We start from the raw sequence: 13,700 nt of genomic DNA, 5'->3' as shown, positions 1-13,700 counted from the left end.
GCATTTTTCCACTGCCGTGGGATGCAATGATGAGCAACCAGATTCCGGTACACGACGTCACGCCCCCCAACAAGAACGCAAGCACCAGCGTCGACCTTTACGCCTCACGAGAAAAGATCTACACCCGCGCCTTCACCGGCCTGTTCCGCAACCTGCGGATGATGGGCGGCACCGTGCTGTTCCTGCTGTACTTCGGCACGGTCTGGCTCGACTGGGGCGGCCATCAGGCCGTGTGGTGGAACCTGCCGGAGCGCAAGTTCTTCATCTTCGGCGCGACCTTCTGGCCCCAGGACTTCATCCTGCTGTCGGGCATGCTGATCATCGCCGCGTTCGGCCTGTTCTTCATCACCGTGTACGCCGGCCGCGTCTGGTGCGGCTACACCTGCCCGCAAAGCGTGTGGACGTGGATCTTCATGTGGTGCGAGAAGGTCACCGAAGGCGACCGCAACCAGCGCATCAAACTGGACAAGGCGCCCATGAGCGCCAACAAGTTCCTGCGCAAGTTCGCCAAGCATTCGCTGTGGCTGCTGATCGGCTTCGTCACCGGCATGACCTTCGTCGGCTACTTCTCGCCGATCCGCGAACTGGTGTTCGAGTTCTTCACCGGCCAGGCCGACGGCTGGTCGTACTTCTGGGTGGGGTTCTTCACCCTCGCCACCTACGGCAACGCCGGCTGGCTGCGCGAGCAGGTGTGCATCTACATGTGCCCGTACGCCCGCTTCCAGAGCGTGATGTTCGACAAGGACACCCTGATCGTCTCCTACGACCCGCGCCGGGGCGAAACCCGCGGCCCGCGCAAGAAAGGCACGGACTACAAGGCCCAGGGCCTGGGCGACTGCATCGACTGCACCATGTGCGTCCAGGTCTGCCCGACCGGCATCGACATCCGCGACGGCCTGCAGATCGAATGCATCGGCTGCGCCGCGTGCATCGACGCCTGCGACAGCATCATGGACAAGATGGACTATCCGCGCGGCCTGATCAGCTACACCACCGAGCACAACCTGTCCGGACAGAAGACCCACAAGCTGCGTCCGCGCCTGATCGGCTACGCCGTGGTGCTGCTGGCCATGATCAGCCTGCTGGTGACCGCGTTCTTGATGCGCTCGCTGGTCGGGTTCGACGTCAGCAAGGACCGCGTGCTGTACCGCGAGAACGCCGAAGGCCGGATCGAGAACGTCTACAGCCTGAAGATCATGAACAAGGACCAGCGCGACCACACCTACGTGCTGGAGGCGGCCGGCTTACCGGATCTGCGCCTGCAGGGCAAGCGCGAGATCAAGGTGCCTGCCGGCGAAATCTTCAGCATGCCGGTCGAGCTGTCGAGCGCACCGGAGCAACTGCCGTCGAGCACCAACGAGGTGAAATTCATCCTCAAGGACGCCGATGACGACAGCGTCCACGTTGAAGCCAAGAGCCGATTCATCGGCCCACAAAACCGTTGAGAGAAGTGAACATGCCCGCAGCCACTGCCGCAAACCCATGGTACAAGCACCTCTGGCCCTGGATCATCATCGGGATCCTGGCCTGCTCGGTGACCCTGACCCTGTCCATGGTGACCATTGCGGTGAATCACCCGGACAACCTGGTCAACGACAACTACTACGAGGCCGGCAAAGGCATCAACCGTTCGCTGGACCGCGAACTGCTGGCCCAGACCCTGAACCTGCGCGCCAGCGTGCACCTGGACGGCGTCACCGGCGAGGTCGACCTGCGCCTGAGCGGCAACAGCCAACCCAAGACCCTGGAGCTGAACCTGATCTCGCCGACCCAACCGGAAAAGGACCGCAAGATCGTCCTGACCCGCAGCGAGGCCGAGAACGGCCGCTACATCGGCCAACTGGCGGACAAGATCGAAGGACGCCGGTTCGTCGAACTGCTCGGCAGCCAGGACGACCACGTCTGGCGCATGTTCGAAGAAGAGCTGGTCAGCCACGACAAGGACCTGCTGCTGGGCGACGAGCCGCTGCAAGGCGCGGAAGACCTGGACAAGTAAAAGGCTGCACGAAGTGCATTCGCGGGCAGCCCCGCTCCCACACCGGATCTGCGGCGTTCACAGAACCTGTGGGAGCGGGCCTGCTCGCGATGAGGCCCTCCCGGACATGAAAGACTCCACCTGATGACCACCCCACTCCCCTGCTACCACTGCGCCCTGCCCGTCCCGCCCGGCAGCCGCTTCACCGCCGTCGTGCTCGGGGAGCCCCGCGAGTTCTGCTGCCCCGGCTGCCAGGCCGTGGCCGAAGCCATCGTCGCCGGCGGCCTGGACAGCTACTACCGGCACCGCAGCGAAGCCTCGGCCAACCCCGAAGCGCTGCCGGTGCAACTGGTGGACGAACTGGCGCTGTACGACCGCGCCGACGTGCAGCAACCGTTCGTGCGCCACGAAGGCGAGCTGGCCGAAACCACGCTGCTGATGGAAGGCATCAGTTGCGCCGCCTGCGGCTGGCTGATCGAGAAACACCTGCGCACGCTGCCGGCCGTGGCCGAGGCACGCCTGAACCTGTCCAACCATCGCCTGCATGTTCGCTGGGCCGATGCGCAACTGCCGCTGAGCCGGATCCTCGCCGAACTGCGCCAGATCGGTTACGCCGCGCACCCGTACCAGCCCGATCGCGCCAGCGAGCAGTTGGCCGGCGAAAACCGCCGGGCCCTGCGTCAGCTCGGCGTCGCCGGCCTGCTGTGGTTCCAGGCGATGATGGCGACGATGGCCACCTGGCCGGAGTTCAACATCGACCTCAGCCCCGAACTGCACACCATCCTGCGCTGGGTCGCGCTGTTCCTCACCACGCCCATCGTGTTCTACAGCTGCGCGCCGTTCTTCAAGGGCGCCATGCGCGACCTGCGCACCCGCCACCTGACCATGGACGTCTCGGTGTCGCTGGCCATCGGCGCGGCCTACGTCGCCGGGATCTGGACCTCGATCACCGGGGTCGGCGAACTGTATTTCGATGCGGTGGGCATGTTCGCCCTGTTCCTGCTCGCCGGACGCTACCTGGAGCGCCGCGCCCGGGAACGCACCGCCGCCGCCACCGCGCAGCTGGTGAACCTGCTGCCGGCCTCGTGCCTGCGGCTCGACGCCGCCGGGCAGAGCGAGCGCATCCTGCTCAGCGAACTGTGCCTGGGCGACCATGTGCTGGTGCCGCCCGGCGCAGTCCTGCCGGCGGACGGCAGGATCCTGGACGGCCGCTCCAGCGTCGACGAGTCGCTGCTGACCGGCGAATACCTGCCGCAGGCGCGCAGCGTGGGCGACGCGGTCACCGCCGGCACCCTCAATGTCGAAGGCGCGCTGACCGTGCAGGTGCAGGCCCTGGGCCAGGACACCCGGCTGTCGGCCATCGTCCGCCTGCTCGACCGCGCCCAGGCCGAAAAGCCCCGGCTGGCGGAAATCGCCGACCGCGCCGCCCAATGGTTCCTGCTGCTGTCGTTGATCGCCGCAGCCGCCATCGGCTTGCTGTGGTGGGAACTGGACGCGTCGCGGGCCTTCTGGATCGTGCTGGCGATGCTCGTCGCCACCTGCCCCTGCGCGCTGTCCCTGGCCACGCCGACCGCGCTCACCGCCGCCACCGGCACCCTGCACAAGCTCGGCCTGCTGCTGACCCGCGGCCATGTGCTCGAAGGCCTCAACCAGATCGACACGGTGATCTTCGACAAGACCGGCACCCTCACCGAGGGACGCCTGATGCTGCGCGCGGTGCGTCCTCTCGGCGCGCTGGACGGCGACCGTTGCCTGAGCCTCGCCGCTGCCCTGGAGAACCGCTCGGAACACCCGATCGCCCGGGCCTTCGGCCGCGCCCCGCTGGCCGCCGAGGAAGTCCACAGCCTGCCGGGGCTGGGCCTTGAAGGCCGGGTCGGCGAACAGCGGCTGCGGATCGGCCAGGCCGGTTTCGTCTGCGGCCTGAGCGGCGCCGGCGTGCCGCCGATGCCGGACGAGCCCGGCCAATGGCTGCTGCTGGGCGACACCCAAGGCCCGCTGGCCTGGTTTGTCCTCGACGACCGCCTGCGCGCCGATGCGCCGGCCTTGCTGGCCGCGTGCAAGGCGCGGGGCTGGCGCACGCTGCTGCTGTCCGGCGACAGTTCGCCGATGGTCGCCGGCGTCGCCGCCGAGCTGGGCATCGACGAGGCCCGCGGCGGCCTGCGCCCGGACGACAAGCTGCAGGTGCTGCAGCAGTTGCACAAGGAAGGCCGCAAGGTGCTGATGCTCGGCGACGGGGTCAACGACGTGCCGGTGCTGGCCGCCGCCGACATCAGCGTGGCCATGGGCTCGGCCACGGACTTGGCCAAGACCAGCGCCGACGCGGTGCTGCTCTCCAACCGTCTGGACGCCTTGGTGCAGGCCTTCACCCTGGCCCGCCGCACACGCCGGGTGATCATCGAGAACCTGCTGTGGGCCGCGCTGTACAATGGCCTCATGTTGCCGTTCGCCGCCCTCGGCTGGATCACCCCGGTGTGGGCGGCGGTCGGCATGTCGATCAGTTCGCTGACCGTGGTGCTCAACGCCCTGCGCCTGACCCGCCTGCCGGGCGCGCCGGCCGTCCACGCCACGTCAGAAACCCGCCCGCTGCCGGCCTGAGCCGCGCGGGCATGGAGTACAGATGCCAGCTCTTTACGTAATGATCCCGGCCGCGCTGCTGATCGTGGCCATCGCCGTGTACATCTTCTTCTGGGCGGTGGACAGCGGCCAGTACGACGACCTCGACGGCCCGGCCCACAGCATCCTGTTCGACGACCAGGACCCGAACCACACCGCCGCGGTGGACGAAGCCAAGGCGACCCCGCCGGACGACAAGGCGCCGCCCCATGCTTGAGCTTGCGCCGCTGCTGGTGTCTGCGCTGATCCTCGGCCTGTTGGGCGGCGGGCATTGCCTGGGGATGTGCGGCGGCCTGATGGGCGCCTTGACCCTGGCGATCCCCAAGGAACAACGCAGCCGGCGCTTTCGCCTGCTGCTGGCCTATAACCTGGGGCGCATCCTGAGCTACGCCGCCGCCGGCCTGCTGATCGGCCTCGCGGGCTGGGCCGTGGCCAACAGCCCCGCCGCGCTGTTCATGCGGGTGCTGGCCGGGCTGCTGCTGATCGCCATGGGGCTGTACCTGGCCGGGTGGTGGAGCGGCCTGACCCGCATCGAAAGCCTCGGCCGCGGGCTGTGGCGCCATATCCAGCCTGTGGCCAACCGGTTGCTGCCGGTGTCGAGCCTGCCCCGCGCCCTGCTGCTCGGGGCGCTGTGGGGCTGGCTGCCCTGCGGGCTGGTCTACAGCACCCTGCTGTGGTCGGCTAGCCAAGGCAATGCGCTGGACAGCGCGCTGCTGATGCTCGCCTTCGGGCTCGGCACCTGGCCCGTGCTGCTGGCCACCGGGCTGGCCGCCGAGCGGGTCACGGCGCTGCTGCGCCAGCGCAGCGTACGTGTGGCGGGCGGTGTGCTGGTGCTGCTGTTCGGCCTGTGGACCCTGCCCGGACCGCATCAGCATTGGCTGATGGGCCACTGAGTGGCAAGGGGCTTGCCCCCTCGCCACAGGTTCCAGGCCGGCCCGCCGACCGGCCTTGATGCAAATCAAGATGCCCCCTCGCCGTCTCCCCTAGACTCGCCGACACTGCCAGCCTATCCGGGGGAATGCCCGCATGCTCGACGCCATTCGTTGGGACACCGATTTGATCCGCCGCTACGACCTGGCGGGGCCGCGCTACACCTCGTACCCGACGGCCGTGCAATTCAACAGCCAGGTCGGCACCTTCGACCTGTTCCACGCCCTGCGCGACAGCCGCAAGGCCCTGCGCCCGTTGTCGCTGTATGTGCACGTGCCGTTCTGCGCGAACATCTGCTACTACTGCGCCTGCAACAAAGTCATCACCAAGGACCGCGGCCGCGCGCTGCCCTACCTGCAACGCCTGGAGCAGGAAATCCAGCTGATCGCCTGCCACCTGGATCCTGCGCAGAAGGTCGAGCAGCTGCACTTCGGCGGCGGCACCCCGACCTTCCTCAGCCATGACGAGCTGCGCCAACTGATGGCGCACCTGCGCAAGCACTTCAACCTGCTGGACGACGATTCCGGCGACTACGGCATCGAGATCGATCCCCGCGAAGCCGACTGGTCGACCATGGGCCTTCTGCGCGAACTGGGCTTCAACCGGGTCAGCATCGGGTTGCAGGACCTCGACCCCGCCGTGCAGCGGGCGGTCAACCGCCTGCAGAGCCTGGAGGAAACCCGTGCGGTGATCGATGCGGCACGCACCCTGCAATTTCGCTCGATCAACATCGACCTGATCTACGGCCTGCCGAAGCAGACCCCGGACAACTTCGCCCGCACCGTCGAGGAAGTCATCCACCTGCAACCGGACCGGCTCTCGGTGTTCAACTACGCGCACCTGCCGGAACGCTTCATGCCGCAGCGGCGGATCAACGGCAACGAGCTGCCGAGCCCGGCGCAGAAGCTGGAGATGCTGCAACGCAGCATCGAGCAACTGACCGCCGCCGGTTACCGCTACATCGGCATGGACCATTTCGCCCTGCCCGACGACGAACTGGCGGTGGCCCAGGAAGAGTCGACCCTGCAACGCAACTTTCAGGGCTACACCACCCACGGCCATTGCGACCTGATCGGCCTTGGCGTGTCGGCGATCAGCCAGGTGGGCGATCTGTACTGCCAGAACAGCAGCGACCTGAACCAGTACCAGAACACCCTGGCCGGGGCCCAGCTGGCCACCAGCCGCGGCCTGGTCTGCAACGCCGACGACCGCCTGCGCCGGGCGGTGATCCAGCAGTTGATCTGCAATTTCAGCCTGGACTTCGCCGACATCGAACGCGCCTTCAACATCGACTTCCAAGGCTACTTCGGCGCGCTCTGGCCGCAACTGCAGGACATGGCCCGGGACGGCCTGATCGAGTTGGACAGCGAACGGATCAACGTACTGCCTGCAGGACGCTTGCTGGTGCGCTCGGTGTGCATGGTGTTCGACGCCTACCTTGAGCAGCAGAACCGCCAGCGCTTTTCCCGGGTGATCTAGTCCTTCGTCAGCAGCGAGGCGGTCTTCATGTTCTGCTCCGAGGTCAGGCCCGATTGATCCACAACCTTGGCGAGGGACAGGTTGGCCGTGATCAGGCCAGTGTTGAGGGCGGAGATGGCGCTCTTGAGTGCGGCGATCTTGGCCGTCCGCTCTTCGTTGGAGAGGGTCTTGTCGGCCATCACGGCGTTGATGCGCGCGTTCTTCTCGGTGATCTGCTGCCGAAACTTGCGGATCATCTTGAGCAACTGCTGGACGTTCTCCGGCAAGTCGCTGCCTTCGATGTCATGGTTGTCGCCGCCGAAACCGGCGGACTTCTCCAAGGCCTCGCCGGACAGCGACACTTTGACGCTCTCGACCAAGGTCGGGGTTGCCGACAGCGCCGATACGGTTTCCGGCTCGGCGCCGGCGGAGTCTCTAACACCTTCCGGCAACGGCACAACACCGCTGCTGCCGGGGTTCAACGTGCCAATGGCGGCCATCGGAACGGTTCCTTGCATGCCTTCTGATAGCAGGTTATCGGCCACAGCCCCGTGGGCTTTACATCCCTGGGGCCGTCTCGCCACAGACTGGCCTGAATGTCCTGTGCTGAGTTACCCTTACGCCTTATGTGTGTTTTCCCACAAGGATCAAAGAAATGTCCGAGCCAGTTAAACTGCGCGCTCACAACCAGGCCCATTGCAAGGACTGCAGCCTGGCCCCTCTCTGCCTGCCACTTTCTCTGAATCTGGAAGACATGGATGCGCTGGACGAAATCGTCAAACGCGGCCGTCCGCTGAAAAAGGGCGAGTTCCTGTTCCGCCAGGGCGACGTGTTCGATTCCGTCTTTGCAGTACGCTCCGGCGCCCTCAAGACCTTCAGCCTGAGCGACACCGGCGAGGAGCAACTGACCGGCTTCCATCTGCCCAGCGAACTGGTCGGCCTGTCCGGCATGGACACCGAGAAGCACCCGGTGTCCGCCCAGGCCCTGGAGACCACGTCGGTCTGCGAGATCCCGTTCGAGCGCCTCGACGAACTGGCCCTGCAACTGCCGCAGCTGCGCCGCCAACTGATGCGGGTGATGAGCCGCGAGATCCGCGACGACCAGCAGATGATGCTGCTGCTGTCGAAGAAGACCGCCGACGAGCGCATCGCCACGTTCCTGGTCAACCTGTCCGCCCGCTTCCGCGCCCGCGGCTTCTCGGCCAACCAGTTCCGCCTGAGCATGTCGCGCAACGAGATCGGCAACTACCTGGGCCTGGCGGTGGAAACCGTGTCCCGGGTCTTCACCCGCTTCCAGCAGAACGAGCTGATCGCCGCCGAAGGCAAGGAAATCCACATCCTCGACCCGATCCAGCTGTGCGCGCTGGCCGGCGGCTCCATCGAAGGCTGATCTCGACCCGCGGCCGAGCGAACCGTTTCAGCCGCGGGTATACTGCGCCGTTTGCAGCCCTGCCAGGACACCTCGACGATGCCCTTCGATTCCTTCGACATCAAATCCCTGATCCGCCCTGTGATCGACTTTCCGAAACCGGGCGTGATCTTTCGCGACATCACCCCGCTGTTCCAGTCCCCGACCGCCCTGCGCCAGGTGATGGACAGTTTCGCCCACCGCTACGTGGAAGCCGACTTCACCCACATCGGGGCAATGGACGCGCGCGGGTTCCTGATCGGTTCGGTGCTGGCCTACCAGCTGAACAAGCCGCTGGTGCTGTTCCGCAAACAGGGCAAGCTGCCGGCCGACGTGCTGGCCGAGGGTTACGCGACCGAGTACGGCGAAGCCTTCCTGGAAGTGCATGCCGACAGCCTGTGCGAAGGCGATTCGGTGGTGATGTTCGATGACCTGATCGCCACCGGCGGCACCCTGATCGCAGCCGCCAACCTGATCCGCCGCATGGGCGCCCGGGTGCACGAGGCGGCCGCGATCATCGACCTGCCGGAACTGGGCGGTTCCCAGCGTCTGCAGGACATGGGGATTCCTACGTTCTGCCTGACCCGGTTCGCCCTGACCGACAAGTAAGCGGCGCCTTTTCGGCCGTCAGCGCCAGCAGGCTGGCTCCCACAGGGGGGGATCGTGTTCCCCCCTTGTTGCAGCACCGCAGCCTCAAAGCCCCATCTGCTTGCCGATGATCTCGTTCATCACTTCCCGCGTCCCGCCGCCGATGGACAGGATCCGGTTGTCCCGGTACAGCCGCTCCACCCGGCTCTCGCGCATGTAGCCCAGGCCGCCGAGGATCTGCACGGCTTCGGTGGTGATGCGCTCCGAGGTGTCCGTGGCGAAGTTCTTGGCCATGGAGATCTCCTTGATCACGCTCTGCCCCGCCGCCATCTTCGCCGCCTGCCGGTAAGTGAACTCCCGCGACACCTCCAGCGCCGTGGCCATTTCGGCCAGCTTGTGCCGGATCACCTGGAACTTGCCGATGGGCTTGCCGAACGCCTCACGCTCCCGGGCCCAGGCCAGGCTGTCCTCCAGGGCCATCTGCGAGGTCATGTTGGCCATCAGCGCCAGGGCCAGGCGCTCGCTCTGGAAGTTGCCCATGATGCAGGCGAAGCCCATGTTTTCGGCCCCGATCAGGTTGCCCGCCGGCACGGGGCAATCGTCGAAGAACAACTCGGCCGTATCCGACGCCCACCAGCCCATCTTCTTCAGTTGCCGGCCCACGGTGAACCCCGGCGTGCCCTTCTCGATCATCAGCAGGCTGATGCCGCCGAACCCGGGCGCGCCGGTGCGCACCGCGACGGTGTAGACGTCCGCGCGCACGCCGCTGGTGATGAAGGTCTTGCTGCCGCTGACCCGGTAGACGTCCCCGTCGCGCACGGCACGGGTCTGCAGGTTGGCGACGTCGGATCCGCCGCCGGGCTCGGTGACGGCCAAGGCACAGATTTTCTCGCCGCGCAGCACCGCCGGCACCACGCGGTCACGCACGTGGGGCCTGGCCCACTTGAGGATCGGCGGCAAACCGATGTCCAGCGAGCCGAGGCCCGCCACCAGGCCGCCGGAGCCGCAGCGCATCAATTCTTCGCTGGCGGCGACCTTGGCGAACAGGTCGCCTTCGTGGCTGCCGCCCAGCGCCTCTGGATAGCCGATGCCGAGGATGCCGGCGGCGCCGGCCTTCAGGTACAGCTCACGGGGGAAGCTTTCGGCTTCTTCCCACGCATCGATGTCAGGCAGGATCTCGCGCTCGACGAAACGTCTGACGCTGTCGCGGATCATCTGGTGGCTGGGGTCGAAGTATTCCTGGAAGGCGGGCATCGGCGAACTCCACGGAAAGGTTCGCCGACGTTAACCGAGCGCTTGCTTGGTTTTCAACAGGATTGTGTGGGTATCAGGGGGATCGAGGGGATCGAGGGGATTCTATCGCCAGCAGGCTGGCTCCCACATTGAAATAGTGTGGGAGCCAGCCTGCTGGCGATGGGGCCGAAACCGGCAGCCGACCTTCAGAGGGAAATCGGCTTGCGCCCGGCGAACGAGTGGGCCAGCGTCCCGCCGTCCACCAGCTCCAGCTCGCCGCCCAGCGGTACGCCATGGGCGATGCGCGAGGCGACCAGGCCTTTGTTGTGCAGCAGTTGGGCGATGTAGTGCGCCGTGGCCTCGCCTTCCACCGTCGGGTTGGTGGCGAGAATGACTTCGGTGAAGGTGCCCGCCTCTTCGATGCGCGCCATCAGCTGGGGAATGCCGATGGCCTCAGGACCCAGGCCGTCCAGCGGCGACAGGTGCCCCTTGAGCACGAAGTAGCGCCCGCGGAACCCGGTCTGCTCGACCGCGTAGACATCCATCGGCCCTTCCACCACGCACAGCAGCGTGTCGTCGCGGCGCGGATCAGCGCATTGCGGGCACAGGTCGTCTTCGGTCAGCGTGCGGCACTGGCGGCAATGCCCGACCCCCTCCATGGCCTGGCTCAGCGCCTGGGCCAGACGCGTACCGCCGCTGCGGTCGCGTTCGAGCAACTGCAACGCCATGCGCTGGGCAGTTTTCTGACCCACTCCCGGCAAGGTTCGCAGGGCGTCGATCAGTTGGCGAATCAAAGGGCTGAAGCTCATGGGGAAAAGTCCGACAAAACAACGAGACGCGGTTTATACCCGCGCCTCCGGACAGCGTCAATTGTCCGGCCCTACGGGCCCGGGACGCCTCTTGAAGGCGGCACCTGCAAAAATGCCAGGCAAACGCCTGGCATTTTCGTGTTGCGTGCGATGCGCGAAGCCGATCAGAACGGCAGTTTCATGCCCGGCGGCAGTTGCATGCCGGCGGTCATGCTGCCCATTTTCTCCTGGCTGTTGGCTTCGATCTTGCGCACGGCGTCGTTGACGGCGGCGGCCACCAGGTCTTCGATCACTTCGCGGTCGTCATCGTCCAGGCCCGGCAGCAGGCTCGGGTCGATGCTGACGCGCTTGAGGTCGTGACGGCCGGTCATGACCACGCTCACCATGTCGCCGCCCGCCTTGCCGGTGACTTCGGCGTTGGCCAGCTCTTCCTGCATCTTGGCCATTTTTTCCTGCATCTGCTGCGCCTGCTTCATCAGGCCGGCCATGCCACCTTTCATCATGGGAATCACCTCAAAAAGTACTTGGATCAAAACGGCGCCCGGCGTTCGCGGCCCGGCGCCTTCATTGGTTAGCCCTGGGCGACCAGGGCATCGACAGGTTCAATAGTATCGTGCCGCACGACCGCGCCGAACTGCTGCACCATCTGCTGGATGAACGGATCGCCGTGGATCGACTCCTCCGCCTCGCGCTGACGGTCGGCGCGTCGGCGGGACGCGGCCTGGGCCGGCGTTTCCTGCTCAGGCTTGATCAGCTCGATGGACAGGCTCAGCGTGCGCCCGTGGTACTGGTTCAGCGCATCGTTGAGCCGGCGTTGCTGGGTGGCGTTGAACAGCGCGCTGTGGGCCGGATCCAGGTGCAGCAGCCAATGGTCGCCGTCGACCGCGATCAGCGTGCAGTTGGCGGCGATGCTGCCGGTCATGCCGGAGACCGGCAGTTTCGGGAACAGCTCCAGCCATTGCAGGGCCAGGCCGGTGGCCGGCGCCGCAGCAGGTTCAGGCTCGGGCTCCGGCGCAGGTTCGGCGGCGTGTTCGCTGGCCAGGTCATCGAGGTAACTGTAGGCCGAATCCATGTCCGGCTCGATGTAGTCCTCGTCCAGCGGCGGTTCGTCGTCGGCGTCCATGCCGGGGGTCGCGGCATCGACATCGGCCATGGACGGCTCGGGAATCGCCGCCGAGGCCCACTCCGGCGCGTCCGGCACCACGCTGTCCGGGGTCGGCGACAGCACCGGCGGCAGGTCCGGCTGCTCGGCGACGGTGTCCAGCACCGGCTCGACGGCCGGCTGCTGCACCGGAACCGCGTCCACCGGATCGTTCCACGGCAGGTCGACGACCGGCTCGGGCTCGGCGACGGGTTCCGGCTCGGGCTCCGCTGCTGGAGCGGCCTGGACAGGCTCCGGGGCCGGTTCCGGGGCAGGCGCAGGTGCGGGCACCGGCGCAACGGCCGCCGGCGCGGGGGCCGGCTCAGGATCGGGAGCAACCGCCGCCACCGAAGCAGCCTTCGGCGCGGCAGCCACTGCGTTCGCGGAATCAACTGTGGCCTGGCTGATCCCCACCGGCTTTAGCGTTTGCCTCGGGGCGTCCGTCGCGTCGGCGGGCCGGAAGGCCAGCATCCGCAACAGCACCATCTCGAAGCCGCCGCGCGGATCCGGCGCCAGCGGCAGGTCGCGGCGGCCGATCAGGCCCATCTGGTAATAGAACTGCACGTCTTCGGCAGGCAGCGCCTGTGCCAGCGCCAGCACGCGGTCACGGTCGCCGTGGCCGTTGTCGACGCCGTCCGGCAGCGCCTGGGCGATGGCCACGCGGTGCAGCACGTTGAGCATCTCCGAGAGCACGCCGTTCCAGTCAGGCCCTTGCTCGGCCAGATGGCGCACGGCTTCGAGCAAGGCCTTGGCATCGCCTTCGATCAACGCATGCAGCACGTCGTAGACCTGGCCGTGATCCAGGGTGCCGAGCATCGCCCGCACATCGGCGGCCAGCACCTTGCCTTCACCGAACGCGATGGCCTGGTCGGTCAGGCTCATGGCGTCGCGCATCGAGCCGTCCGCCGCGCGGCCCAGCAGCCACAGGGCGTCGTCCTCGAACGGCACGTTTTCGGCGCCGAGCACGTGGGTCAGGTGCTCGACCACCCGCTCCGGGGTCATGTTCTTCAGGGAGAACTGCAGGCAGCGCGACAGAATCGTTGCCGGAAGTTTCTGCGGATCGGTGGTCGCCAGGATGAACTTGACGTAGGGCGGCGGCTCTTCGAGCGTCTTGAGCAACGCGTTGAACGAGTGGCTGGAGAGCATGTGCACTTCGTCGATCAGGTAGACCTTGAAGCGTCCGCGGCTCGGGGCGTACTGCACGTTGTCGAGCAGCTCGCGGGTGTCTTCGACCTTGGTGCGGCTCGCGGCGTCGATCTCGATCAGGTCGACGAAACGGCCTTCGTCGATCTCGCGGCACACCGAACACTCGCCGCAGGGGCTGGAAGTGATGCCTGTCTCACAGTTCAGGCATTTGGCGATGATCCGCGCAATGGTGGTCTTGCCGACCCCGCGGGTGCCGGTGAACAGGTAGGCGTGGTGCAGCCGCTGGCTGTCCAAGGCATTGATCAGAGCCTTGAGCACATGGGTCTGGCCGACCATTTCGCGGAACGAGCGCGGACGCCATTTACGTGCAAGAACCTGATAACTCATCGAAAACCGTCG

13 protein-coding genes are annotated in these 13,700 nt (G+C 66.5%); 8 read left to right on the top strand and 5 right to left on the bottom strand.

Annotated elements, in window-relative coordinates; translation table 11 throughout:
* Nucleotides 1-29: 29 nt before the first annotated feature.
* The 6 genes from ccoG to hemN all read left to right on the top strand — a co-directional run bounded on the left by ccoG (nt 30) and on the right by hemN (nt 6,997).
* Complete coding sequence (gene ccoG, locus CAG41_RS16345) at nt 30-1,445, top strand: cytochrome c oxidase accessory protein CcoG (RefSeq protein WP_085707205.1); 1,416 nt, start codon at nt 30-32, stop codon at nt 1,443-1,445.
* An 11-nt stretch (nt 1,446-1,456) separates the two neighbouring features.
* Nucleotides 1,457-1,996 carry a FixH family protein gene (locus tag CAG41_RS16340; protein ID WP_085577883.1) on the top strand — a complete coding sequence of 180 codons (540 nt, stop codon included), beginning with the start codon at nt 1,457-1,459 and terminating at the stop codon, nt 1,994-1,996.
* 123 nt (nt 1,997-2,119) lie between these two features.
* Nucleotides 2,120-4,570 carry a heavy metal translocating P-type ATPase gene (locus CAG41_RS16335; protein WP_085577562.1) on the top strand — a complete coding sequence of 817 codons (2,451 nt, stop codon included), beginning with the start codon at nt 2,120-2,122 and terminating at the stop codon, nt 4,568-4,570.
* Between the two features lie 22 nt (nt 4,571-4,592).
* Nucleotides 4,593-4,805 (top strand): cbb3-type cytochrome oxidase assembly protein CcoS, encoded by a 213-nt coding sequence (ccoS, locus tag CAG41_RS16330; protein ID WP_085631377.1) that lies wholly within the window; start codon nt 4,593-4,595, stop codon nt 4,803-4,805.
* Nucleotides 4,798-5,481, top strand: a complete 684-nt coding sequence (locus CAG41_RS16325) for a sulfite exporter TauE/SafE family protein (protein WP_085631375.1) — start codon at nt 4,798-4,800, stop codon at nt 5,479-5,481. Before ccoS ends, CAG41_RS16325 begins: the two co-directional genes overlap by 8 nt.
* 133 nt (nt 5,482-5,614) lie before the next feature.
* Nucleotides 5,615-6,997: an oxygen-independent coproporphyrinogen III oxidase gene (hemN, locus tag CAG41_RS16320; RefSeq protein ID WP_085577565.1), complete on the top strand. Its 1,383-nt coding sequence runs from the start codon at nt 5,615-5,617 to the stop codon at nt 6,995-6,997.
* Here the strand turns inward: hemN and CAG41_RS16315 are convergent.
* A complete protein-coding gene (locus CAG41_RS16315) occupies nt 6,994-7,476 on the bottom strand; it encodes a hypothetical protein (RefSeq protein ID WP_085577566.1) in 483 nt (160 codons plus the stop codon). The two genes, hemN and CAG41_RS16315, sit on opposite strands and share 4 nt — an antisense overlap.
* 155 nt (nt 7,477-7,631) lie before the next feature.
* Between CAG41_RS16315 and fnr the strand changes: the two genes are divergently transcribed.
* Both fnr and CAG41_RS16305 read left to right on the top strand, forming a co-directional pair.
* The gene (gene fnr / locus CAG41_RS16310; protein WP_085577567.1) at nt 7,632-8,366 is read left to right on the top strand and encodes a fumarate/nitrate reduction transcriptional regulator Fnr; all 735 of its coding nucleotides are present in this window, start codon (nt 7,632-7,634) and stop codon (nt 8,364-8,366) included.
* Nucleotides 8,367-8,444: 78 nt separating this feature from the next.
* Nucleotides 8,445-8,993 carry an adenine phosphoribosyltransferase gene (locus tag CAG41_RS16305; RefSeq protein WP_085577568.1) on the top strand — a complete coding sequence of 183 codons (549 nt, stop codon included), beginning with the start codon at nt 8,445-8,447 and terminating at the stop codon, nt 8,991-8,993.
* Nucleotides 8,994-9,077: 84 nt separating this feature from the next.
* Here CAG41_RS16305 and CAG41_RS16300 read toward each other — a convergent pair whose 3' ends face one another.
* The 4 genes from CAG41_RS16300 to dnaX all read right to left on the bottom strand — a co-directional run bounded on the left by CAG41_RS16300 (nt 9,078) and on the right by dnaX (nt 13,688).
* Nucleotides 9,078-10,226, bottom strand: a complete 1,149-nt coding sequence (locus CAG41_RS16300; protein WP_085631373.1) for an acyl-CoA dehydrogenase family protein — start codon at nt 10,224-10,226, stop codon at nt 9,078-9,080.
* 185 nt (nt 10,227-10,411) lie between these two features.
* On the bottom strand, nt 10,412-11,014 hold the full coding sequence (gene recR, locus CAG41_RS16295) for a recombination mediator RecR (protein WP_085577570.1): 603 nt from the start codon (nt 11,012-11,014) through the stop codon (nt 10,412-10,414).
* Nucleotides 11,015-11,178: 164 nt separating this feature from the next.
* Nucleotides 11,179-11,517: a YbaB/EbfC family nucleoid-associated protein gene (locus tag CAG41_RS16290; protein WP_085577571.1), complete on the bottom strand. Its 339-nt coding sequence runs from the start codon at nt 11,515-11,517 to the stop codon at nt 11,179-11,181.
* Nucleotides 11,518-11,585: 68 nt separating this feature from the next.
* Nucleotides 11,586-13,688 (bottom strand): DNA polymerase III subunit gamma/tau, encoded by a 2,103-nt coding sequence (gene dnaX, locus CAG41_RS16285; protein ID WP_085707196.1) that lies wholly within the window; start codon nt 13,686-13,688, stop codon nt 11,586-11,588.
* Nucleotides 13,689-13,700 lie beyond the last annotated feature (12 nt).

The organism is Pseudomonas sp. B35(2017) (assembly GCF_002113645.1).
Taxonomy (GTDB): domain Bacteria; phylum Pseudomonadota; class Gammaproteobacteria; order Pseudomonadales; family Pseudomonadaceae; genus Aquipseudomonas; species Aquipseudomonas ekonensis.
Note: the sequence above shows the minus strand (reverse complement) of the source record. Positions and strands in the feature narration are given on the sequence as shown.